Source organism: Streptomyces sp. NBC_01352 (assembly GCF_036237295.1).
Taxonomy (GTDB): Bacteria; Actinomycetota; Actinomycetes; order Streptomycetales; family Streptomycetaceae; genus Streptomyces; species Streptomyces plumbiresistens.
In genome coordinates, this window is record NZ_CP108354.1 from 662,033 (window position 1) to 683,514 (window position 21,482).

Annotated in this window: 24 protein-coding genes and 1 pseudogene; 16 read left to right on the forward strand and 9 right to left on the reverse strand. The window is 67.6% G+C overall.

Annotation, left to right across the window (positions count from 1 at the left end; translation table 11 throughout):
* Positions 1–224 precede the first annotated feature (224 nt).
* Together OG252_RS03300 and OG252_RS03305 are read right to left on the reverse strand one after the other, a co-directional pair.
* Positions 225–842: a TOPRIM nucleotidyl transferase/hydrolase domain-containing protein gene (locus OG252_RS03300; RefSeq protein WP_266451987.1), complete on the reverse strand. Its 618-nt coding sequence runs from the start codon at positions 840–842 to the stop codon at positions 225–227.
* A 71-nt stretch (positions 843–913) separates the two neighbouring features.
* Positions 914–1,345 (reverse strand): hypothetical protein, encoded by a 432-nt coding sequence (locus OG252_RS03305; RefSeq protein WP_329333557.1) that lies wholly within the window; start codon positions 1,343–1,345, stop codon positions 914–916.
* 165 nt (positions 1,346–1,510) lie between these two features.
* On the opposite strand from OG252_RS03305, the gene nsrR reads away from it, so the two are divergent.
* The 3 genes from nsrR to OG252_RS03320 all read left to right on the forward strand — a co-directional run bounded on the left by nsrR (position 1,511) and on the right by OG252_RS03320 (position 3,799).
* Positions 1,511–1,951 (forward strand): nitric oxide-sensing transcriptional repressor NsrR, encoded by a 441-nt coding sequence (gene nsrR, locus OG252_RS03310; protein ID WP_329333559.1) that lies wholly within the window; start codon positions 1,511–1,513, stop codon positions 1,949–1,951.
* A 105-nt stretch (positions 1,952–2,056) separates the two neighbouring features.
* Positions 2,057–3,250, forward strand: coding sequence for a globin domain-containing protein (locus OG252_RS03315; RefSeq protein WP_329333561.1), 1,194 nt, complete (start codon positions 2,057–2,059; stop codon positions 3,248–3,250).
* Positions 3,251–3,367: 117 nt separating this feature from the next.
* Positions 3,368–3,799, forward strand: a complete 432-nt coding sequence (locus tag OG252_RS03320) for a hypothetical protein (protein ID WP_329333563.1) — start codon at positions 3,368–3,370, stop codon at positions 3,797–3,799.
* 37 nt (positions 3,800–3,836) lie between these two features.
* Here the strand turns inward: OG252_RS03320 and OG252_RS03325 are convergent, their stop codons facing one another.
* Positions 3,837–4,061 carry a nuclear transport factor 2 family protein gene (locus OG252_RS03325; protein WP_266451982.1) on the reverse strand — a complete coding sequence of 75 codons (225 nt, stop codon included), beginning with the start codon at positions 4,059–4,061 and terminating at the stop codon, positions 3,837–3,839.
* Positions 4,062–4,161: 100 nt separating this feature from the next.
* Here OG252_RS03325 and OG252_RS03330 point away from each other — a divergent pair, with 100 nt between their 5' ends.
* The 9 genes from OG252_RS03330 (at position 4,162) to OG252_RS03370 (ending at position 12,206) form a co-directional block, all read left to right on the forward strand.
* Entirely contained in the window at positions 4,162–4,635 is a 474-nt protein-coding gene (locus OG252_RS03330; protein ID WP_266451981.1) for a carboxymuconolactone decarboxylase family protein, read from the forward strand.
* A gap of 1,053 nt (positions 4,636–5,688) precedes the next feature.
* Positions 5,689–6,168, forward strand: a complete 480-nt coding sequence (locus OG252_RS03335; protein ID WP_329333565.1) for a hypothetical protein — start codon at positions 5,689–5,691, stop codon at positions 6,166–6,168.
* 100 nt (positions 6,169–6,268) lie between these two features.
* Entirely contained in the window at positions 6,269–7,165 is an 897-nt protein-coding gene (locus OG252_RS03340; protein WP_266451978.1) for an RNA polymerase sigma-70 factor, read from the forward strand.
* 313 nt (positions 7,166–7,478) lie between these two features.
* On the forward strand, positions 7,479–7,976 hold the full coding sequence (locus tag OG252_RS03345; RefSeq protein ID WP_329333567.1) for an Ohr family peroxiredoxin: 498 nt from the start codon (positions 7,479–7,481) through the stop codon (positions 7,974–7,976).
* Between the two features lie 200 nt (positions 7,977–8,176).
* Entirely contained in the window at positions 8,177–8,314 is a 138-nt protein-coding gene (locus OG252_RS03350) for a hypothetical protein (protein WP_329333569.1), read from the forward strand.
* 145 nt (positions 8,315–8,459) lie between these two features.
* The gene (locus tag OG252_RS03355; protein WP_329345065.1) at positions 8,460–10,160 is read left to right on the forward strand and encodes an L-aspartate oxidase; all 1,701 of its coding nucleotides are present in this window, start codon (positions 8,460–8,462) and stop codon (positions 10,158–10,160) included.
* Between the two features lie 267 nt (positions 10,161–10,427).
* The gene (locus tag OG252_RS03360) at positions 10,428–11,174 is read left to right on the forward strand and encodes an SDR family oxidoreductase (protein WP_329333571.1); all 747 of its coding nucleotides are present in this window, start codon (positions 10,428–10,430) and stop codon (positions 11,172–11,174) included.
* A 169-nt stretch (positions 11,175–11,343) separates the two neighbouring features.
* Positions 11,344–11,943, forward strand: a complete 600-nt coding sequence (locus tag OG252_RS03365; RefSeq protein ID WP_266453186.1) for a YceI family protein — start codon at positions 11,344–11,346, stop codon at positions 11,941–11,943.
* 14 nt (positions 11,944–11,957) lie between these two features.
* Entirely contained in the window at positions 11,958–12,206 is a 249-nt protein-coding gene (locus OG252_RS03370) for a hypothetical protein (RefSeq protein ID WP_266451974.1), read from the forward strand.
* A 41-nt stretch (positions 12,207–12,247) separates the two neighbouring features.
* On the opposite strand, the gene OG252_RS03375 is transcribed toward OG252_RS03370, so the two are convergent.
* Positions 12,248–12,622, reverse strand: a complete 375-nt coding sequence (locus OG252_RS03375) for a MerR family transcriptional regulator (RefSeq protein WP_329333572.1) — start codon at positions 12,620–12,622, stop codon at positions 12,248–12,250.
* Positions 12,623–12,731: 109 nt separating this feature from the next.
* Between OG252_RS03375 and OG252_RS03380 the strand changes: the two genes are divergently transcribed.
* Positions 12,732–13,676, forward strand: coding sequence for an alpha/beta hydrolase family protein (locus OG252_RS03380; protein ID WP_329333573.1), 945 nt, complete (start codon positions 12,732–12,734; stop codon positions 13,674–13,676).
* 70 nt (positions 13,677–13,746) lie between these two features.
* Here OG252_RS03380 and OG252_RS03385 read toward each other — a convergent pair whose 3' ends face one another.
* The 3 genes and pseudogenes from OG252_RS03385 to OG252_RS03395 form a co-directional block, all read right to left on the reverse strand.
* Positions 13,747–14,589 carry an alpha/beta fold hydrolase gene (locus OG252_RS03385; RefSeq protein ID WP_329333575.1) on the reverse strand — a complete coding sequence of 281 codons (843 nt, stop codon included), beginning with the start codon at positions 14,587–14,589 and terminating at the stop codon, positions 13,747–13,749.
* Between the two features lie 132 nt (positions 14,590–14,721).
* Positions 14,722–15,638: pseudogene (locus OG252_RS03390) on the reverse strand (alpha/beta hydrolase).
* Positions 15,639–15,678: 40 nt separating this feature from the next.
* Positions 15,679–15,948 carry a WhiB family transcriptional regulator gene (locus OG252_RS03395; RefSeq protein ID WP_443068380.1) on the reverse strand — a complete coding sequence of 90 codons (270 nt, stop codon included), beginning with the start codon at positions 15,946–15,948 and terminating at the stop codon, positions 15,679–15,681.
* A 306-nt stretch (positions 15,949–16,254) separates the two neighbouring features.
* Here OG252_RS03395 and OG252_RS03400 point away from each other — a divergent pair, with 306 nt between their 5' ends.
* A complete protein-coding gene (locus OG252_RS03400) occupies positions 16,255–17,142 on the forward strand; it encodes a sigma factor (RefSeq protein WP_329333576.1) in 888 nt (295 codons plus the stop codon).
* A gap of 57 nt (positions 17,143–17,199) precedes the next feature.
* Here OG252_RS03400 and OG252_RS03405 read toward each other — a convergent pair whose 3' ends face one another.
* Positions 17,200–18,138 carry a sigma-70 family RNA polymerase sigma factor gene (locus tag OG252_RS03405; protein ID WP_329333578.1) on the reverse strand — a complete coding sequence of 313 codons (939 nt, stop codon included), beginning with the start codon at positions 18,136–18,138 and terminating at the stop codon, positions 17,200–17,202.
* 708 nt (positions 18,139–18,846) lie between these two features.
* Between OG252_RS03405 and OG252_RS03410 the strand changes: the two genes are divergently transcribed.
* Both OG252_RS03410 and OG252_RS03415 read left to right on the forward strand, forming a co-directional pair.
* Positions 18,847–18,984: a hypothetical protein gene (locus OG252_RS03410; RefSeq protein WP_329333580.1), complete on the forward strand. Its 138-nt coding sequence runs from the start codon at positions 18,847–18,849 to the stop codon at positions 18,982–18,984.
* Between the two features lie 275 nt (positions 18,985–19,259).
* Positions 19,260–19,862, forward strand: a complete 603-nt coding sequence (locus OG252_RS03415; protein WP_329333582.1) for a hypothetical protein — start codon at positions 19,260–19,262, stop codon at positions 19,860–19,862.
* A 240-nt stretch (positions 19,863–20,102) separates the two neighbouring features.
* On the opposite strand, the gene OG252_RS03420 is transcribed toward OG252_RS03415, so the two are convergent.
* Positions 20,103–21,446 carry an NAD(P)/FAD-dependent oxidoreductase gene (locus tag OG252_RS03420; protein ID WP_329345067.1) on the reverse strand — a complete coding sequence of 448 codons (1,344 nt, stop codon included), beginning with the start codon at positions 21,444–21,446 and terminating at the stop codon, positions 20,103–20,105.
* Positions 21,447–21,482: the final 36 nt, after the last annotated feature.

Here is a 21,482-nt window from a genome sequence, read left to right on the forward strand (position 1 = left end):
TGCGGCTCGGCGCGGGCTAGTTCACCCCATCAAAGTCCCCCAGCCGTGGACGAGTTCGCACGTTCCTTGACCGGACATCGTCTTCACCTGGCCGGAGCGGGAGGCCCCGCCCTCGCATCGCATCACAGTCGCCGGTAGATGGCCGTCCGCAGCGCCAGTCGGCCACACGGACGGACGGCGTGACAGAGCGCCCTGAGCGGCCGTGACCGCGCCTTCGTGCGCGGTCACAGGCTCGTGAAGAGGTCGTCGAGCGGGGCCGGTACCTGGCCGGGGTCGAGCGTCTCCACCAGGAGACGGCCGTAGCGGATCTTGCGACCCTTCTTCGTGCCGAGGAAGCGCCTCAGCTGCTGATGCCGGGGCCGACCGAGTTGTGCGGGCTGGTGCAAGAAGGTCTGCCAGGGCCGCAGGTCACCCTCGGCCAGGATGATCTCCTCGACCCGCGCCGTGCCCAACGCGCGGATGAGCTCGTCCTCCAGGTCCGCCACACACACGAAGAAACCCCGGTGCGACGCCCGGGCCCGTTGCAGGCCGCGGTCGTAGAAGCCCTGCTCGCGCTCGTCGCACAGTCCTGCCAGGCGCAGGCCAAGACCTGGTGGCCCGAGAAGACCGGCGTAGCGGCCGACGCTCATCGCCCCGCCCATCGGCACGACGCACACCCCCTCGGCTGCCAGGTCCCGGCCACGCCGTGCGGCCAGCGCCTCGACGGCCGCGAGGTCACTCGGTCCTTCCAGCAGTACCGCCGTCCGCACCCCCAGCTGCACAGCCAGATCAGCCGCCGGTTCGCCGGGGCCGCCCGCCGCCCAGCTACCGACCGCGTCCAGGAATACGCGCATGTCCGCCATGGGACGAGTCTGCACGTCCAACGACCGCCAGGGCAGGGAATATTCGACGCCCTGTTCGGCATGCCCGCGGTTCAGGGGCGCGGCCTGCCGTGCCCACGATCCCGGCTGGCGGCGGACTGGATCCGCATGCCGGGCCGGCGGCGGTGAACGGTCAGGTACGACATACCGCTCTTGCCCGCCTCCAGGCCGCGGGTGGAGCCGTGGGGCAGCCAGACCAGGCTGCCTTCGCCCAGAGTGTGCGGTCCCTCCGGGGTGAGCAGGGTGCCGTCTCCCGCCACGACCAGCAGGAGTACGTCCAGGTCCGGCTCGGCATGGGCTTCGACGCGCTGCTCGGACAGGATCCGGACGATATTGGCGTCGATCTGCCGGCCGGGCTCGGACAGCCTCCACACCGCGCCCGTCGATGCCGGGCCGAGCGCCTCCAGCGCCGCGGTGTCGAACAGAATCCGAGGCACCGGCGCCCCGTCGGCCGGGTCCGGGGAGTCGCCGTCTGCCACAGTCACTGCCACCATCCGATCTCGCCTTGCCTTCTCCGTCGCCGGCATGGCCGGCCCTGTGCCGGGGGAACGCCGGAGAATCGCCGGACGCCGCCGCCCGTGACGCACTCCACACCGTCACACCATTCATCAAACAAGAATCTAGCATTCGTATTTGCTAGCGTCCGGGCTGTGAGACTGACGAAGTTCACCGACCTGGCGCTGCGTTCCGTGATGCGTCTGGCGGTCTGCGCCGACGACGAGGTGCTCACCACCCGCGAGGTGGCCGAGGCCATGGACGTACGGCACACCCACGCGGCGAAGGCGATCACGCGCCTGCAACACCTGGGCGTGGTCGAGGCCCGGCGCGGCCGCGGCGGCGGTCTCGCCTTGACCAGCCTCGGCAGGCGAGCCTCGGTGGGCTGGCTGGTGCGCGAACTCGAGGGCGAGGGCGAGGTCGTCTCCTGCGACGACCCACCGTGCCCCCTGCGCGGGGCCTGCCGCCTGCGGCGCGCACTGCGCGACGCCCAGGATGCGTTCTACGCCACGCTCGATCCGCTGACCGTGGCCGACCTCGTCACCTCGCCCACCGGGCCGGTGCTGATCGCTCTGGCCGGCCCTCCCCCGCAATAGAGCCATGCCCTGGCACCCACCCCGGTCGCCACGGTAGTCACGCTCCCTGGGGTGCGGCCACACACGCCTCAAAATGCGAAGCTCATTTACCTATTAGGAGTCCCAGTGCTCTCCGAACAGTCTGTCCCCGTCGTCCGGGCCACCCTTCCGGCGGTCGGAGCCGCCATCGGGAACATCACCGACCTGTTCTACAGCAAGCTGTTCGAGGCCCAGCCCGAGCTGCTGCGGGACCTGTTCAACCGCGGCAACCAGGCCAGCGGGGATCAGCAGAAGGCGCTGGCCGGCTCCATCGCAGCGTTCGCGAGCCTGCTGCTGGAGAAGCCGGACACCCGCCCCGACGCGATGCTCGCGCGGATCGCGAACAAACACGCCTCACTCGGCATCACCTCCGGCCAGTACAAGATCGTCCACCGCCATCTCTTCGCCGCGATAACCGAGGTACTCGGCGACGCGGTCACCGACGAGGTCGCCGCAGCCTGGGACGAGGTCTACTGGCTCATGGCCAACGCGCTGATCGCCATCGAGGCGCGCCTGTACCAGGAGGCGGGCACCGCGGACGGCGAGGTCTGGCAGCGCATGGAGATTGCCGAGCGCCGCCAGGAGACGTCCGATGTCGTCTCCCTCCTCCTGCGGCCCGCCGACGGGCGCCCGGCTGCCCCCTTCCGACCGGGCCAGTACGTCAGCGTCCAGGTCGGACTCCCTGACGGGGCCCGGCAGATCCGCCAGTACAGCCTCTCCTCCGCACCCGGTCGGCAGAACTGGCGTATCAGCGTCAAGCGCGTCCGCGACGAGGCGAGGCCGGACGGCGAGGTCTCGACGTGGCTCCACGAACACGCACAGCCCGGCGACAGGCTCACATTGTCGGCACCGTTCGGAGACCTGGTCCTGCCCGCGGGCGACGGCCCACTCCTGCTGGCATCCGCGGGGATCGGCAACACCCCCATGCTGGCCATGCTCGACCACCTGGCCTCCACCGGCTCCACCCGCCCGGTCGTCACGATCCACGCCGACCGCTCCCCCGCCGACCACGCACACCGCGCGGAGCAGCTCGGCCTGGTGCGGGCCCTGCCCAACGCCCGGCACCACCTGTGGTACGAGGTGCCCGGCGACCAGGCCTCAGAGGCCGCGGCCGGCCAAGCCGACGTGAGCAGCCTGCACCTCCCGGCCGACCTGACCGCCTACCTGTGCGGGCCGCTGCCGTTCATGCGGGCGGTGCGTGGCGACCTGCTGCGGTGCGGCGTGCCTGCCGAGAGGATCCACTACGAGGTCTTCGGCCCGGATCTCTGGCTCGCCCAGTAGAGCCGATGCCCACGGCGGCGGGACCAGGCCTGCGGACGCGTCCGACGCACGGCGCACGCACACGGAAACCGCGCCCGCCGCGACGGGAAACGATCACACGAGAGAGGCGCACCGCGCATGAACGACACTTCGGCGGCCGTGGCCGCCGCGGCTGTTTTCGTCTGGCTCGGGATGGTGCTGGCCATCTCCTTCCTGGAGGCACCGCTGAAGTTCCGGGCGCCCGACGTGACCGTACGGATCGGACTCGGCATCGGCCGCCTCGTCTTCCGCGCGCTCAACCGGGCCGAAGTGGTCCTGGCCGTCGTCGTGGTCGCGGCGGTCGCCGTCGGTGGTCCCCCGGTGACGGTCCTGGTCCTGGCGGTCCTCGCCGTCGCGCTGCTGGCGGTGCAGATGGCCGCGGTCCGGCCCGTCCTCAACCGCCGCTCCGACCGGGTCCTGGCCGGAGCGGACGTCCCGCGCTCCCGCGCTCACCTGGTCTATGTGGCCTGCGAGTCGGTCAAGTTGGTCACGCTCGTCGCGCTGGGGACCGCCACCCTGGCCGCCGCCTGAACGCCACCACGGCAGACGAACGGTCCTAGGCAGAGGCTCAGGTTCGGCCGCTCAGGCCGGCGACCACGACGGTGAGCCGGTCCATGGCGTGAGCCACACCGAGCCCGTCCCTGTAATCGCGGACATGCACAATCGTGCCGTCCCGGACTCGGATCACCAGGATGTCGGGAAAGCTGACGCGCCGACCAGTGGTGGTGACGGTTCTGGCGACGGGTTTGGGCGGATGCCACAGGTTCGGAAACACAACGGTCGGTAAGCGCAAGGTGTGAGCCTGGCCACGCCGACACAGGCCCCTGCCGTGTCACATTTCTTTCAGCTCCGCTGTCAGTAGTGCGTATCCGCAACTGACTCCAGGAGAAGGCATGGATTCACGTCTCAACTACTTCGGCAATCCCCTTGCGGGCAAGGTCCTGAAGCACATCAACTCGGCGAGCAAGGTCGTTTCGGACTCGACGCTGCCGGCCGCGACGCAGGAGCTGGTGAAGATCCGCGCCAGCCAGATCAACGGCTGCGGTTTCTGCACCGACATGCACACCAAGGACGCCGCGCACGCCGGGGAGACCGCCCAGCGCCTCAACCTGGTCGCCGCCTGGCGGGAGGCCACGGTCTTCACCGAGGCCGAGCGCGCGGCGCTGGAACTGGCGGAGCAGGGCACCAGGATCGCGGACGCGGCCGGTGGCGTCACCGACGAGGCCTGGGCGAATGCCGCCAAGCACTACGACGAGGACCAACTCGTCGCACTCATCTCCCTCATCGCTGTCATCAACGCCTACAACCGCATCAACGTGATCAATCAGCAGCCCGCCGGCAGCTACCAGCCCGGCCAGTTCGGCTGACGAGAGACACCCCACCCCGGCCGGACACACACGGTCCGTCTCCGCGTCGCCCGGCCTGCGGCGGGGAGACGGACTTCCGGCGTTCACGGCACACTCGGAACCACTGTGTCACACGCTGGCGTGGTTCATGCCACAGCCGTCGCCCTGGCCGAGTCAGGAGCCCGGGTACTCGGCGGGGGCGCCGAAACGCTCCGGAGCGGACGGCTCACGCACCCAGACATCGAGATTCTGCCGCTCGACATCTGCGCGGAGGGCGCCGCGGAAAGAATTGCCGGAGGCCGCATCGACGCAGGCTTTCTGTCGGTTGGGCCCCGGAGGAACTGATGTCGGGGCGGTGACCGGCGCGGAAGAGGATGCTGCCGCGCCCCCTGGTCGGCCTCGGGTGTCACAGGTTTCGGGGATCCTCGGTCTCTGTAGGAGGCATGGGCGTCAGCGGCTCCGGACCGCCGGAGAAACCCTCGGTCGGCGACCGCCGAAACCACCCTATGTAAAGGATGGGAATCATGTCGTAACCGGAACAGGTGTATTGGGGAGATGGCGGCGAGATCAGCGCTGACTTCCGTCCCGCGAGCGCCGGGCCCGATCTCGGCAAGGCCGGCGAGGACGCCATTCACTACCTGGCGACCACGACCACCACACGAGGCGAATTCGGGCTCTATCGTGTCGAGATGAGGGCGAAGGCAGGCAGTCAGTGCCCCCGCCGCACCTGTCACAGACGCAGCGCATGATCTGTCTTACTGGATATGCACCCTGTCATTCCGAGAGCACCGACTGTTCGGATGCAGCCGGACGACTATGCAGTCAGCGCGGAGTTCTACGACGTACTCCAAGCCCACCAGGACGAGATACGGGTCCATCACCTCTACGGTCGCGATGCGGGTCGTGCCCGCCTCGGGATGCTGGACATCGGAGCCGGAACCGGACGCGTCACGATGATGAGCCTCATGGAATCCCGGGTCGGCGTTCACGCTGTCGAGCCCGCACGGGCCATGCGCGCGCCGTTGATGACGCGTCTCGCCCACCTTGCCCACAGAACTGAGGGAGCGGGTTACGGTGCACCCCCAGACGCTCGAGGAGGCGGCACTGCACGGAGTCGCGGACGTGGCGATCTGCCACAACACGATCGCCTGTCTCGCACCCGCCGCACGACAGGCTCTCTGGCCGGCTGTCGCCCGGGCACTCGTTCCCGGCGGCTCACTGCTTCTCCAACTCCCGCCCGCTCGCCTCCCCGACAAGGACATCATGCGCGTCTTCCCCCGTCAGAGGGTCGGCCGGCACGAATACGGAGGGCACATGCTGATGTCGGCCGACGGAAACCGCATCCGCACGCGTTTCGACTACTGGGTGCGAGGGGCGGGGAACGCGCTGCGAGAGCACATCGAAACATTCTGGATGTGGCCGGCCACTCGGGCCGAGCTGATCGGTGACCTGGAGAAGCACGGCTTCGCCCCGCTGCTCCGGCGAGATGATCCAGCCGTCCTGTCGATGACGCTCAGCAGTGGTAACAACGTTCTCCATTCGAGGCGCCCGTAAGTGACACCGTTGGGGCACTTGAGTGTGAGCTGTCCGGGGCCGCGGGACACACCTTCTTACCGGCTGTAGCATGGTGGCTCCTGTGCCGGAAGGGACACCCATGCACGCTGGAGATGACGTCGACTCTCTGCAGAAGGCGACGAGGGACTTCGTCGCAGCGCGTCCGCAGCTCTTCGGAATCGCCTACCGCGTGCTCGGCAGCGCCGTAGAAGCCGAAGACGTCCTTCAGGAAGCGTGGGTGCGGTGGCAGAACGCCGACCGCACGGACATCATCGAGCCGGCAGCCTTCCTCGCCACCGTGACCACACGTCTCGCGATCAACACGGCCCAGTCCGCGAGGGTGCGGCGGGAGTCATACGTCGGCCCGTGGCTTCCCGAGCCGGTCGACACCAGCCTGGACCCGCAGGTGGGAGCCGAACGGGCCGAGGCGGTCGAACTGGCGGTCCTGTTCCTCCTGGAGAAACTGAACCCGGTGGAACGGGCCGCCTACGTCCTGCGGGAAGCGTTCGACTACCCCTACAGGCAGGTCGCCGACATCCTGGAGACAAGTGAGGCCAACACCCGCCAGCTGGTGAGCCGTGCGCGCAAGCGCCTGGCCCAAGAACGCAGGGAACGTGTCAGCCGGACTGAGCACCAGCGCCTGCTGGAGGCCTTCCTCACCGCGGCGCAGACGGGCAATCTGAGGGCGCTCGAGGATGTGCTCGCCGCGGACGTCGTCAGCTACTCCGACGGCGGAGGGGTGCGTGGCGCATCGAGGATTCCGGTGATCGGACGTCTGCACGTCTCCAAGTACCTCGCCGCCTTCGCGCCGCGGTTCTGGCCGGAGTCGGACATCCGCTGGGTCGAGGCCAACGGCCGCCCGGCTGTCCTTGTCCAGTCCGGAGGAAACGCTGTGGCCCTGCTGGCCGTCGACGTGTCGGCGGAGGGGATCGACCGGATCATGTGGGTGATGAACCCGGCCAAGCTGTCGCCCTATGTGGCGTCACTGGACGGCTGAGCACTCTGGGCGTCCGGCGAACGACGCGAGGCCGGCCAGGTGTCACAAGACAGTGCCGTGTCGGTCAACCAGTTGACCGGTACCTGAGGTTTCCCAAGACCAGAAGGACAAGACCCCGTGGCGATTGTCATGAACGGCACAGTGTCATGAACGGCACAGTCGGCCCTGCCTTCGGCGGAGTGCATGGCTGTGCCTGGCGAGGGAAGATTCCTGGTGGGGCGGGCAGTCCCGGCCGTCGCCGCCGCCCTGCCCGCTCCGCACCTGCTGTCGGGACTCTGACAGGACCTGCATGCCACGAGGCTGGAGTAACGCGGTGACTGAGCACATCAAGTTGCCCGACCTGTCCACCGGCAAGGACTTCAACGGTGAGTCGTTCTCGGCGATCTACACGACGACGGTGACCGTCAGCGGCGGCGTGGCGGCACACGGGCGAGTCTCGGGGAGGGCGCGATCGGCCGACGGGGTTCTGGACCTCGACCTGAGCATGCCCGGCGAACTCGGTGGCGACGGCCAAGGCACCAATCCCGAGCAGTTGTTCGCCGCCGCCTTCGGAGCCTGCTTCCACGGGGCCCTGAGCCTGGTGGCACGGCAAGCGGCGCTCGATCCGGCCACGATCACGGTAGAGGCGACCGCGGCATTCGGCCGGTATCCGGGAGACGGCGGCTACGTGCTTCGCGTCGATCTGGTGGTCAAGTGGCCGGGTATCTCTCCGGAAACCGCCGCGCCCCTCATCGAGAAGGCCAACTCACTGTGCCCCTACGCGAGGATGGCCGGGGAAGGAACGCCGACGACCATCACGCTGGCTCCCTAGCCAGGGCTCTCTGCTCCGAGCGGTTCAGGCACTCCCCCGGCCCGCCCGAACGCTGTCCAGTGCATCGCCCGCTCACGGGAGACGCCTCGGTGGTCACCGTACCCACGATCGCAGCGGAGGCCAGTCGCTCAGACGGGAAACCACACGGCAAGGCAGCAGACGCGCTGCGGGAGCACGGCCGCCTCGGCCCGTTCCGTGGGATGAGCGTCAATGTGCGGGACGTCACCGGTCCGGTCCGGTCCCTGATCGAGTCCCCGGCCGACGTCGACGACGCGCTCCTCGCCGATCCCGAATCCTCCCTCTGGCCAGCCTGCTGCCCTGACACCCCGACCGTGTGAGTGGGAGACGACGGCACCGGGACACACCGATGTGAGACAGCAGGTCCACGGCTCGGTGTCACAAACGGCGGGAGCAGCCGGTCGTACTCAGTGAGACCAAGCGATCGGAGCAATCGTGGCTATCACCGAACAACGTCTCTCCACCATGGTGCTGGTGATCGGTACGGGCGGAGCAGGCCTGCGGGCGGCGATCGAGCTGGCCGAGGCCGGTATGGACGTCCTCGCCGTCGGCAAGCGGCCGAAGGAGGACGCCCACACGGCGCTGGCCGCCGGGGGCATCAACGCGGCCCTGGCCACCATGGATCCCGAGGACAGCTGGCAGCAGCACGCCGCGGACACTCTCAAGGAGAGTTACCTGCTCGCCGATCCTCGTACCGCCGAGATCGTCACCCAGGGCGCCGCCTTGGGTATCGATGATCTGGAGCGCTACGGCATGGCCTTCGCCAGGGAGGAGGACGGCCGTATCTCGCAGCGCTTCTTCGGTGCGCACAAGTTCCGGCGCACCGCCTTCGCCGGTGACTACACGGGTCTGGAGATCCAGCGCACGCTCATCAGGCGGGCGAGTCAGCTGAAGATCCCCATGCTGGACAGCGTCTACATCACCCGGCTCCTGGTGCACGACGGTGCCGTGTTCGGGGCATACGGCTTCGATCTCACGGACGGACAGCGCTACGTGATCCACGCGGACGCCGTCATTCTCGCGGCGGGCGGCCATACCCGCATCTGGCGGCGCACGTCCTCACGGCGCGACGAGAACACCGGCGACTCGTTCCGGCTGGCCGTGGAGGCCGGAGCACGTCTGCGCGACCCGGAGCTGGTCCAGTTCCACCCCTCGGGGATCATCGAGCCGGAGAACGCGGCCGGCACCCTCGTCAGCGAGGCCGCGCGGGGAGAGGGCGGCATCCTGCGCAACGCCCTCGGCGAGCGCTTCATGACCCGCTACGACCCCGAGCGCATGGAACTCTCGACCCGCGACCGCGTGGCCCTCGCCTCCTACACGGAGATCAAGGAAGGACGCGGCACGCCCAAGGGCGGGGTATGGCTCGACGTCTCCCACCTGCCCCGGCAGACGATCATGAACCGGCTGCCCCGGGTCTACCAGACGCTGCTGGACCTGCAGATGCTGGACATCACCCGCGAGCCGATCGAGATCGCACCGACGGCGCACTACTCGATGGGCGGGGTCTGGGTCAGGCCCGAGGACCACAGCACCGACGTGCGCGGTCTCTACGCCATCGGCGAGGCGTCGAGCGGTCTGCACGGCGCCAATCGCCTCGGTGGCAACAGTCTCATCGAGCTGCTGGTCTTCGGCCGCATCACGGGACAGGCGGCTGCCTCCTACTCCCAGGGTCTGACCGCACAGCCGCGCTCGGCGGCAGCGGTTGCTGAGGCCCGGGCCGAGATCGACGAGCTGCTCGCGGCGGACGGACCGGAGAACGTCCGTGCCTTGCAGCGCGCCATCCGCAACACCATGACCGAGCACGCGGGCGTCGTACGCGACGAAGAAGGGCTGCGCGCCGGGCTGGCGGAACTCGGTGTGATCGAGAAGCGGATGGAGGACGTCGGCGTCCATCCCGACATCGCCGGCTTCCAGGATCTCGCCCACGCCTTCGACCTCAAGTCCGCTGCCCTCGCGGCCCGGGCCACCCTCGAAGCGGCGCTGGAACGGCGTGAGTCCCGCGGCTGCCACAACCGCAGCGACTACCCGGACATGGATCCCGCACTGCAGGTCAACCTCGTGTGGTCCCCGACGACGGGAATCACCCGCGAGAGCATCGCCCCCGTCCCGGACGAGATCGCCCCTCTCATGGAAGAGGTCTCGACCGTAGGAAAGCTCGTGGAGTAACCCGCCGAATTCGACTTTCGGCACAACTGCCTACAGGAAATCCGTGGCGCGCCTGTGCCCAAACGGTGTGCAGCCGTCCGGGCACACATGTGGAAATCGCCATCGGCCCGCCTTGTCGAGGGATTTTCGGACTCCATCCGGGTCTCGTGTCACAAATGCAGTCACCGCCCTGTCTTTCCTGGTGAAGACAGAATTGACCGGTGCAGCCGAGCCGCTCTTCGCACAGCGCCCGCTGCACATGGGAAAAACTTCGAGAGGATCCACTTCATGAAGGTCGTAGTCATCGGCGGAACCGGGCTCATCGGCTCAAAGCTGGTTGCCAAGCTCAACGAGCACGGCCACGAGGCAGTTCCGGCCGCGCCCAACACCGGCGTCAACACGCTCACGGGTGAGGGCCTGGCCGAGGTTCTGCAGGGTGCCTCCGTCGTGGTCGACGTCTCGAACTCCCCCTCGTTCGCGGACGATGCCGTCATGGAGTTCTTCCGCACCTCGACCACCAACCTCCTCAAGGCGGAGGCGAACGCCGGCGTGACCCACCACGTGGCGCTCTCCGTGGTCGGCACCGAGCGGCTCCAGGGGAGCGGGTACTTCCGTGCCAAGCAGGTGCAGGAAGAGCTGATCAAGGCGTCCGGCATCCCCTACTGCATCGTTCACGCCACCCAGTTCTTCGAGTTCGCGAAGGGGATCGCCGACGGGGCCACCGACGGCGACACCGTGCGTCTGCCCGCCGCGAAGATCCAGCCCATCGTCTCCGACGACGTGGCCGCGGCCGTTGGCCGCACTGCGGTCGGCGCCCCGGTCAACGGTGTTGTGGAGATCGCAGGCCCCGAAGCGTTCCCGATCGACGAGTTCGTCCGCAAGGGACTCGCCGCCAAGAACGACCCCCGCGCGGTGGTCACGGACCCGCACGCCACGTACTCGGGCGCCGAGTTGCAGGAGACCACGCTCCTGCCCGGTCCGGACGCGCACCTCGCCGAGACCAGGTTCGCCGACTGGCTCGCGCAGCAGCAGTAAGCACTCGGGATGAGGGTGGCCCCTGCCTCCAGGGGCCACCCCGTCTCCGGCCGGTCCTCACTTCGCCGCATTTCGCATCTCGCATGCTGCGTGCAGCGGAGACGTGTCGGTCGAGCCGTGCCGGAACCAACCCGACCCAACCTCCACAGCACGAAGAAGGCGGCTCGTCATGCTCAAGAACAGTACTCAGAGCACTGTCTCCGGCACCGGCCCGTATGAAGCACTGACCGGTGTTTACACCATTGACCCGGTTCACAGCATGATCGGTTTCTCCGTCCGGCACGCCATGATTTCGAATGTGCGGGGAAAGTTCGACTCCTTCGAGGGACTCCTCAAACTCGATGGGTCCCAACCCGCCCGCTCCGAGGCCTACGTGAGCGTCCAGACCCAGAGCCTGGACACGGGGATCCGCGAACGGGACGCGCACCTTAGGGGTCCTGACTTCTTCGACTCCTCGACGTTTCCCCTGATGACCTTCCGCTCCACGGGAATCGTTCCCGTCGGTGGCGACGAGTTCCGTCTGGTCGGGAACCTCAAGATCAAGGACGTCGAGCTGCCCATCCCCATCGCCCTCAGCTTCGGCGGAGCCGGGCTGGACGCCGACGGGCAGCACCGGGTCGGTTTCGAGGGCACCGCCACTCTGCAGCGATCGGACTGGGGTCTCACCTGGAACGCGGCCCTGGAAACAGGGGGCGTTCTCATCAGCGACAAGGTGACGCTGATACTCGACATCTCGGCCGTGCAGCATGAGCCGAAGGCCGCTGCCTGATGACAGGACATGTGATGACCCTGGCATCCGAGAACCGACCCTCCATCGCAGCCACCGTGATCTCCCTGGCCGCCGAAGCCACCGAGCTCGAGACTCGCGTCATCGCGCTGCGCCAGGCGCTCGCAGAACTCGACGAGCAGATGCGGGCGGTGTCCAACCTGCTGCGGCACAAAGGTCATTCAGCAGTTACCTCCAGAACCACCATCCCTGACGAGCTCTCAGGAGTCAGCGGCGACTGCTCGGCCGTCAGCGTGCCGGAGTGAAGCGCCTCTGTGACGTCGAGCTCTTTACCGGGACCTGGTGGTCACCGGGGTCGGCAGCGTTCACCTGTTCGCCAGTTCGTGGTGGCGGTGGTGATGACGGTGTCGAGCCTGTCCCGGGCACTCACCAGGTCACCTATCTGCTTGTCCATACGGTCCCGTTCGGCCGCAAGCCCTTCGAGCAGCTCTGCCGTGGCTTCTCCGTTCACGACGCGCGGCAGCAAAGCCAGGATCGACTTGCTCGACAGCCCAGCGGCGTACAACTGCTGGATCAGCTGGACACGGTCGACCGCATTCTCCGGGTAGTGCCGTTGGCCGCTGGGGCTGCGTTCCGAGGCGAGCAGGTTCTGTTCCTCGTAGTACCGCAGCGCCCGGACGCTGACGCCTGTCCTGGTGGCGAGTTCGCCGATACGCATCATGTCTCCCGCCGTGGCACGGACCACACTTCTTGCCTCTGACGCCAGTGTCAGGTTTTAGCGTATCTCGCGAAGACCTCACACTCCCGTCAAAGCCAAGGACGGCTGCTCCATGGACGAATCAGAGACGGCTACCTCGCAAGTGGCCATAAATACACCCGATCCAATCATCTCGGTGAAGCCGGTAGTGCTCTCAGCTCCGGGCCGTGGTGAAGACCTGCGGGTGAAGGTTTCCGCACCGACGGTCGGGCGGGCATTGCCCATCATTGTTTTCTCGCACGGCTTCGGCTCGTCGTTCGACGGCTACGGCCCCTTGGCCGATTTCTGGGCTGCCCATGGCTTCGTGGTGATTCAGCCCACCCATCTCGACTCGAGAACGGTGGGCCTCCCTCTGGAGGATCCCCGCACACCACGGATCTGGCGTTGGCGAGTCGAGGACGTGAAGCACGTCCTCGACCAGTTGGACCTTCTGGAAGCTGCCGTCCCCGGCCTCGGCGGCCGCCTCGACCGGAGCCGCATCGCCGCAGCCGGACACTCCTTCGGCGGCCAGACGGCGGGCAGTCTGCTGGGCTTGCGAGTCCTCGATCCGCGGAGCAGGAAGGGAGAGGACCTGTCCGACTCACGGATCAGAGCGGGCGTGCTGCTTGCCACGGCCGGACAGGGCGGAGCCGACCTGACACCGTTCGCAGCCGAGCACTTCCCGTTCATGAACCCGAGCTTCGCGGACATGGCCACGCCGGCCCTGGTGGTCGCGGGAGACCAGGACCACTCACCGCTGACCGTTCGGGGGCCGGACTGGATGGCCGACCCGTACTTCCTGAGTCCCGGGGAGAAGAGCCTGCTTACGTTGTTCGGGGCAGAACACTCGCTCGGCGGAATTCCTGGCTACGAGGTCAAGGAGACAACGGACGAGAATCCCGGAAGAGTTGCCCTGATCCAACGGCTTACGTGGGCCTACCTTCGCCATGCCCTCGGCATTGAGAACTCCAGCTGGCCGGCAGCGCAGAAGGCTTTGGCCGAGAGCACCAACCCACTTGGGCGAATCGAATCCAAGTGATGTGCTGAAAGGCCGACAAGCCGGCGGGGCGGCACGTTCGCGCCACCCCGCCGGCCTGGCCGTCGGCCGGTCAGCGGACCGTCCGCGCCGCTTCCTGGATGATCCGGGCGACGTCATCGGGCCGGGAAACACTCACGGCGTGCGATGCCCGCACTTCCACGGTGTGGGCCTGGGCCCGCTCGGCCATGAAGGTCTGAGCCTTCAGGGGGATGTTGAGGTCCTCGGTGGCCACCAGGGCCCAGGACGGGATGGTCTTCCAGGCCGGCTCGCCGGCACCCTCCTCCAGCGCGGCACCGGTCACGGGGCGCTGTGCGACCGCCATGATGTCGGTGGTGCTCTCCGGGACGTCCGCGGCGAACTGGTGGTGGAACTTGTCCTGTTGGATGTAGAGATCCGCGCCCTGGGAGCCGTCGGGCATGGTGATCGGGACCGGGCGCAGGGCCTCGCCCAGCGTGCTGCCGGGGTACTTGCCGGCCAGCTCGATGGCGCTCTCCCCCTTGTCGGGCATGAAGGCGGCGATGTACACCAGCGCCTTCACGTTGTCGGCGCCATGGGCGGCGCTGCTGATGACCGCTCCGCCGTAGGAGTGTCCGGCAAGTACGACGGGCCCGTCGATGGCGGCCAGGACGTCCCTGAGGTAGGCGGAGTCACTGCTCAGCCCGCGCAGCGGATTGGCCGCGGCCACCACCGGGTAGCCGTCGCGCTTCAGCTTCTTCACGACGCCGTTCCAGCTGGTGGAATCGGCGAAAGCTCCGTGGACGAGCACCACGGTCGGCTTGCGGCTGGGCGACGACGATCCCTTGCCGGCGCTCGCCGGGGCGACCGAGGTGGCGAGGAGTGCAGCGGCAACGCCGGCCGTGGCCATGAGGGAGAGCGGCGTGCGGACACGCCGGTAGAGAGAATGACGGTTCATGAGAGGACTTCTCGGGGCAGTTGTTGGTTCCGCCGTGTCCGGATGGACGGATCGGCAGTGGTTCGAGGCAGTCGGCTGTCGCACACCGTGTGGGGAGGAGTGGGCCGTACGCGAACGGCAGGCAGCCGTGGCTCAGTTGGAGTGGAGCGCCGTGCCCAGGCTGCGAATGGCCTGCTGCATCGCGGCCGTGGTGGCGTGTGTGGACCGCACGGGGTTCAGCATCATGAAGTCGTGCAGGGTGCCGTTGTACCGGATGCTGGTGGTCGGTACACCGGCCTCCGTCAGCTTCCGGGCCTATGCCTCACCCTCGTCCCACAGGACGTCGTTCTCGTCGACGAGAACGAGGGCGGGCGGCAGTCCCGCCAGATCGGCCAGGTCGGCCCGCAGCGGTGACGCGGTGATCTCGGCCCGCTGGGCGGGGTCCGTGGTGTAGCAGTCCCAGAACCAGGCCATGGCCTTCGCGGTGAGGTAGGGGCCGTACGCGAACTCCCGGTAGCTGTCGGTGTCCTGAGCAGCGTCCGTGACGGGGTAGTACAGGGACTGGTGTACGAAGGACACGTCACCGCGCTGCTTGGCCATGATGGTCAGCGCCGCGGTCATGTTGCCGCCGACGGAATCGCCGCCACGGCCATGCGGGAGACATCCAGGTCTTCCTGAGCGCCCTGCTTCGTCATCCACTGTGCCGCCGCGTACGCCTGCTCGACGGCAACCGGATACTTCGCCTCCGGGGAACGGTCGTACTCGACGAACGCCACAGCGGCGTTCGCTCCGACGGCCAGTTCGCGGACCAGGCGGTCATGGGTACCCGCGTTGCCGATGACCCAGCCTCCGCCGTGCACGTAGAGGACGACCGGCAGCGCGCCCACGGCACCGACGGGCTTGACGACGCGTACCCGCACGTCGCCGACCTCGGCCGGCACCGTGACCCACTTCTCCCCCACGTCGGGCTTCTCGATGGGCGCCGCCTGCAGATCGTCGAGTACCTTCCGAGCGCCCTCCGGACCGAGTTCGTACAGGAAGGGCGGGTTGGCCGTCGCGTCCGCGAGCACCTCGGCCGCGGGTTCAAGTCAGTGTTTCTGTGCCGCGTGGTCACGCCGGGGATTCCACGCCGGCCCGCGACGGGCACGCCGAGCGACGCCTCAGGGCACGACGCTCGCTCTCCGTGGTGCCGCCCCATATGCCCTCCACGGGGTCGGCCTTGATGGCCCAGTTCAGGCACTTGTCCCTGACGGGGCAGCGACGACACACGGCCTTCGCCCGATACACCTGAATCAGTGAGGGAGCACTGCTGCTGTTGCCTATGGGAAAGAAAAGGTCAGGGTCTCCGTCTCGGCAGCTCGCCATGTCACGCCAGTCCACGCTGCACCTCCTCCTTGATGGATGTGGACCCATGCCTGTACCTCGGGAACCTCCGAGATGTCGGCTTTCACGCCGGGTCGCGCAGGCGATGTGCCTCGTAGGTCGGTGCCTGCTCGAACGGCCCTCGTGTGCTCGAGGTCCGTGATCTTGCCTGGGGCCGCACGAAACGCATCACGGCAGTGCCTGTCAGACCGAGTGCCCTCCGCATGTGTGACACCGGGTCCGAGCGGGCGGCGGGCAGAGTGTCACAAGATCTACGTCTGCCCGGTCAGGACTATCAAGCGCACAAGAGAGAGTGGTTGTCGTATGGAGGGTGCCGGTGTCGGCGTGCCGATCGCGGAGCTGCTCGATGAGCGGCGGCATCTGCTGGATGTGGCGTATTGGATGCTGGGCAGTGGGCGTGAGGCCGAGGGTGTTGTCGCGGAGACCTATCGGCGGTGGTACGAGCTGTCCGATGCGGTGCGGGCGCGGATTTCGGTGCCGCGTTCCTGGCTTGCGAAGGTCGCGGGTGGTATCTGCCTGGACCGGCTGGCTCTGCCCGGCCGGTGGGAGGGCGATGGCCGGACGGGTGGGCAGAGCGTGGCAGGAGTGGTGGGTCCGGGTGGTGTTCTGGAGGGGGATACCGGTGCGGTGTGGCTGGAGGTGCTGGATTCGCTGAGTCCGGCCGAGCGGGCGGCGTTCGTCCTCGACGACGTGTTCGGTATGGCGTCGGGTGCGGTTGCGGGCGTCGTGGGTCAGAGCGAGGCCGAGGCCGCCGAGCTGGCCGAGCGTGCTCGCAGCAGTCTGCGGGCCCGTCGTTCGCTTCCTGCCGCTCAATGGCGGCACGATGCCATGGTCCGTGCCGTCCGGGAAGCCTGTGCCACGCAGGACGCGGCACTCCTGGCGTCCCTGCTGGCGCCCGACGCCACGGCGTTCTTCGACGGCGGCGGCAAGGTCCGCGCTCTGATCAGACCCGTCCACGGCGGCGAGCAGGTCGCCCACAGCCTGCTGACACTCCTGGCCCGGCATCCGCGCACCACCCTGCACACCCATTCCGTCAACGGCCGAACCGGACTCGTCGTCCGCTACGACGGCCAGGTAGTCGCAGTCATCAGCCTCGACATCGCCGGCCACCACGCCGTACAGGTATGGGTCACCCTCAACCCCGACAAACTCCGCCCCTGGAACCAACCGGACCCCGCCGCGGGCCGTTGATCCGTTCCGGAGGCCGATGCGTCGCGGTGAGTACCGGCAGGAAGAGCTTCGGCGCGGTTACCGCACATCGCCTTCGGTTTTGGGTGCCCTCGCGGAGCGTGACGTCGAGTCGAGGAACGCGGCGATCTTGATCGGGCTGAACACCCACATCACCGTGTCAATGCCCTTGTGGGAAGCCGCTACGGTCATGAAGGTCGTGGGTCGCCCGTTCCGGTAGATCATCACGCCGGCCCGTCCGTTGGCATGGACCGGCTGGACGTCCGCTTCGGGCCAGAACCTCGGAAACGCAGTCGACAGGTTCGCCACACGTGAGCGGCCGAGAACGGGGATGCGAGCGACGCCACGCAGCCCGTTGCCGTCGGACAGACTGACGGCATCAGGGGTGAGGAGCGCCTCCAGCGAGGCGATGTTCCCCGCTTGCGCGGCCGAGACGAAGGCCTCGAGGAGCCGTCTGTGCTCCCCCGTGTCCACGGTCTCCCGCTGCTCGGCCGCCAGGTGCTTGCGGACCCGGCTCACGATCTTCCGTACGTTGACATGGCTGAGCTGAAGCATCTCGGCGATCTCGGCATAGGCGTAGTCGAACGCCTCTCGCAGCACGTAGGCGGCCCGCTCGGTGGGGTTCAGCCTCTCCAGTACGAGGAGTAGGGCCAGTTCGAGAGCCTCCGCCCGCTGTGCGCCCACCTCCGGGTCGGAGCTCGTGTCGACGGGCTCGGGCAGCCACGGGCCGATGTAGGTCTCGCGCCGCACACGAGCGGACTGGGCCACGTTGATGGCCAGCCGAGTGGTCGCACTCGACAGGAATGCCACGGGGCTGACCACCACCGAACGGTCCGCCTTCTGCCAGCGCAGCCATACTTCCTGGACCACGTCCTCGGCCTCGACCGAGCTTCCGAGAACGCGGTACGCGATGCCGAAAAGGCGTGGCCTGAGCTTCACGAACACAGAGAGGGCCTGGTCCAGGGTGCCACTTTCCGTAGGGGACGTATCAAGATGCATGATCCTGCTGTCTCCGTTCCTCCGGGGGTCGGTGCTGCTCAGAGAGGCGATCATGCGACTGCCATGTGGCAGCCGCCCCGGCGGCCGGCTCCTGGGCGTGGCCGTATCGGCCGTCCTGGCCTCCAGATCCGGCCGGCCGGCTGCCGCAAAGGCTTCGGACACTGAAAATCACGGCTACTCCCATCGCATCTGCTTCATTGACCATGCCCGTCCCTGTTCTGTGACAGGTTCGCCGTGACAAGTCGTTGCTGACGGCAGATGCGGGGTCGCGGCAGGATGTGCGCCGGTTTCGCTTTCGTGCCCGCCACCCTCTCACGGAAGCCGGCAATCAGGGGCGAGGATCACACTTTCTGTTAAGACAGTGGCAACTGGCGACGATGTTGCTAGACGTGTGTATGGCGCAGTGATGTGTCCGGCGGCCTCCCGTGGGCTTTCAGCTGTGTCCGACCCACATCCACGCACAGGCGCAGCGTCGTACGGGGTTGTCACAACTCCCTCGACTGCTCGGTCAATGCATGTGGGGTCCGTGAGCACCTTCGCGAGCCCGTTCGCGGCACCGGCCGTGCTGCGCTGCGAGGCGCGGCCGAGGCACACGGTCTCCTTCCCTCCCAAGAAAGACGCATGATGCCCCGAGATTCTGACCAGCACTCCGATCCCGCCGCCGCCAGTGTGTCTCTGGCAGCCGAGGCTGCCCTGCTGGAGGCTCGTGTGCGCATGCTGCAAGAGGCGCTCGAGACGGTCGACGCTCGTATCGAGGCGGTCTCCGAAACACTGCGGCAGTTGCACCGCCCCGCCTCCTCGCACGAGGCCGAGTGGTTGAAGCGCTCCCTGCCCTGCCTGCCTTGACCGGGGAAGCGTCCTTTCCTGTCGGTACTTGTCCGTTGCATTTCCTGCGCAACAGTGGGAACAATTGATGAGATACGGTTTCTTGCCGCAGCATCACGGGAATCCGAAGTGCGGTCGCCCCTTCGGAAACGTGTGGCCCACTGGTCCATCTTTGTGCGGAGTGCGCTCCTGCATATGATGTCCTGGGGTAGCCCATCCCGGCGTTCGGGCCGAGCGACACCGCTGGTGAGCTGGTCAGGAACGCAGCAAAGAAGGGTTGAGGATGAGAGGAACACATGGTCTCGGCAACTCGCGCGGCGCACAACATTGAGATCACCGCTGAGAGCCTCCAGGAGGATCTGGCCCGTCTGGAGGTCCAGAAGCAGGCACTGGAGAGGGAACTGGCTGCGGTCGTGGCCCATCTCGGTTCCGTCCAGCGCGCCCTCAGTGCCCTCGAAGTCCTGATGCTCGGCTCGTCGGCCCCAGCGGACACCGCCGGCCCTGTCGCAGATGTCGCAGAAACGGGTCAGCGCCAGACCGCGGAGACCGCGAAATCGCAGACGGACGTTGCTGCCTCCGTTTCCGCCGGTGTCGTCTCGAAAGCAGAACCTCGTGTTCGGCAGCCGAAGAGCCGGCAGGGCGCAGGGAAGCGGGCTTCCCGTGGATCCCGCGCAGAAGCAGAACAGCAGCGGAGCTACGGCAGGCTCACCGAGCAGATCCTGGACTACTTCGCAGAGGTCGGCGAGACCGACGTACGGGCTCGTGATGTCGCGGCGGCTCTGGGCCGCGACACCGACAGCGGTAGCATCAACGCGGTCCGGAGCACACTCGACCGCCTTGTCGGCACGTCCCGTATCCGTCGTACCGGCCGGGGTCTCTACCGCGCCAAGAAGTCCTGAAGAGCAACGAGTAGCGGCCGCCGCCGTCGGGCCGGCACGCCGCCGACGGGTACCAGCTCCGGACGCCGACTCGCGGGGGATCGAGTGGCGTCCGGAGCACCGCATCTGCCGGCCTGGGGCCGCAGGCGGGGAAGCGTGTTCCGGACACCTTTCACGGGAACCATGTCACATGGTGTTGAGAACACTGTGAACAGTGTATCAAGCCTTGGGGAAGACCTGATCTTCTCCTCTTCTGTCCTCTCATGCGGCCGTGTGGTCGTTCGCCCGGCTCTCCTCGGGACGCCGCGGGTCACCGCCGGCGACGAATGCGTCTCGCGGGTGCTGCACGGCTGCGAGTGAGACGAGATCCCGGCCGAACAGTGCGGCGGTGAGCCAGACAGTGAGCACCCGGACTTTCCGCTCCCAGGTGGGCACGGCCAGTACGTGATAGCCCCTGTGGATCAGCCATGCGGGGAAGCCCTTGATGACGATTCCCTTGTACTGGAAGATCCCCCGCCTCAGCCCCAACGTGGCCACCACCCCGAGGCTGCTGTGACGGTAGTTCCGGACTTTGCCGCCTCTCAGATCGGCTGTGATGTTCTTCGCCAGGTGCTTGCCCTGCCGTACGGCGTGCTGCGCGTTCGGCACCGTGCGTGTCCCCGCCACGGGCGAGGCCAGATCGGGTACCGCCGCGTCGTCTCCGGCCGCCCTCGCATCCGGTACCGGATCGCCGTCAGTACCCACCCGGAGATCGGCCCGGACCACGAGCAGGCCGCGCTCGTCGACCGGCAGGTCAGTGTGCCGGCGTACGACGGGGTTCGAGGCGTTGCCGGTGGTCCAGACGATCAGTGCCGAGTCGAACTCCTCGCCGCTGGAGAGGACGACGTGCCCGCCCTCGGCGGAGATGAGCTGGGTGTTCAGGTGAACGTGCGCACCACGGCGTTCGAGGGAGCGCACCACCCAGGCTCCGGGTTTGTCGGTCACCTCGGGCAGAATCCGGTCCCGAGCCTCCACCAGGTGGAAGGACAGGTCGTCGAAGCTCAGTTCGGGATAGGCCTTGAGCATCGCGGTGGCCAGCGACAGCAGTTCGCCGAAGCCCTCGACACCGGAGAACCCGCCGCCCACGAACGTGACCGTGAGCAGTCTCTGACGCTCGGCACCGGGCGGCATCGACGCCGCCTGGTCGAACGCGGTAAGAAGTCGGTCACGGATGGCCACCGCCTCTTCCACGTGTTTCAGGCCTATGGCCTGCTGCGCCAGTCCGGGTATCGGGAAGGTGCGGGTGACGGCGCCGGCGGTGACCACAAGGGTGTCGTAGTGGAGTTCGTAGCCCGCTCCGGTCACCGGTTGGACGGTGACCGTACGGTCTGCGTGACGGATGTCGGTGACGCTCCCCGCTATCAGTCGGGTGGTACGCAGGTGTCGGCGCATCGATACAGCGGCATGGCGTGCCTCGACCGATCCAGCCGTCACCTCGGGCAGGAAGGGCTGATAGGTCATGTACGGACGTGGGTCGACGACCGTGACCCTCGCTTCTTCCGACCGCAACGTCTTCTCGAGGCCCCACGCAGTGTAGAAGCCCGCGTAGCCGCCACCAACGATCAGGATCTCACGCGTGGTTCCCCCTGCTCCGGAGTCTGT

Bases quoted from the DNA above. Each gene is read 5' to 3' on its own strand.
- OG252_RS03300 (WP_266451987.1), bottom strand. From the start codon at position 842: ATGGCGGACATGCGCGTATTCCTGGACGCGGTCGGTAGCTGGGCGGCG.
- OG252_RS03320 (WP_329333563.1), top strand. From the start codon at position 3,368: ATGAACGACACTTCGGCGGCCGTGGCCGCCGCGGCTGTTTTCGTCTGG.
- OG252_RS03330 (WP_266451981.1), top strand. From the start codon at position 4,162: ATGGATTCACGTCTCAACTACTTCGGCAATCCCCTTGCGGGCAAGGTC.
- OG252_RS03340 (WP_266451978.1), top strand. From the start codon at position 6,269: ATGCACGCTGGAGATGACGTCGACTCTCTGCAGAAGGCGACGAGGGAC.
- OG252_RS03350 (WP_329333569.1), top strand. From the start codon at position 8,177: ATGAGCGTCAATGTGCGGGACGTCACCGGTCCGGTCCGGTCCCTGATC.
- OG252_RS03355 (WP_329345065.1), top strand. From the start codon at position 8,460: ATGGTGCTGGTGATCGGTACGGGCGGAGCAGGCCTGCGGGCGGCGATC.
- OG252_RS03360 (WP_329333571.1), top strand. From the start codon at position 10,428: ATGAAGGTCGTAGTCATCGGCGGAACCGGGCTCATCGGCTCAAAGCTG.
- OG252_RS03365 (WP_266453186.1), top strand. From the start codon at position 11,344: ATGCTCAAGAACAGTACTCAGAGCACTGTCTCCGGCACCGGCCCGTAT.
- OG252_RS03370 (WP_266451974.1), top strand. From the start codon at position 11,958: ATGACCCTGGCATCCGAGAACCGACCCTCCATCGCAGCCACCGTGATC.
- OG252_RS03375 (WP_329333572.1), bottom strand. From the start codon at position 12,622: ATGATGCGTATCGGCGAACTCGCCACCAGGACAGGCGTCAGCGTCCGG.
- OG252_RS03380 (WP_329333573.1), top strand. From the start codon at position 12,732: ATGGACGAATCAGAGACGGCTACCTCGCAAGTGGCCATAAATACACCC.
- OG252_RS03385 (WP_329333575.1), bottom strand. From the start codon at position 14,589: ATGAACCGTCATTCTCTCTACCGGCGTGTCCGCACGCCGCTCTCCCTC.
- OG252_RS03400 (WP_329333576.1), top strand. From the start codon at position 16,255: ATGGAGGGTGCCGGTGTCGGCGTGCCGATCGCGGAGCTGCTCGATGAG.
- OG252_RS03405 (WP_329333578.1), bottom strand. From the start codon at position 18,138: ATGCATCTTGATACGTCCCCTACGGAAAGTGGCACCCTGGACCAGGCC.
- OG252_RS03415 (WP_329333582.1), top strand. From the start codon at position 19,260: ATGGTCTCGGCAACTCGCGCGGCGCACAACATTGAGATCACCGCTGAG.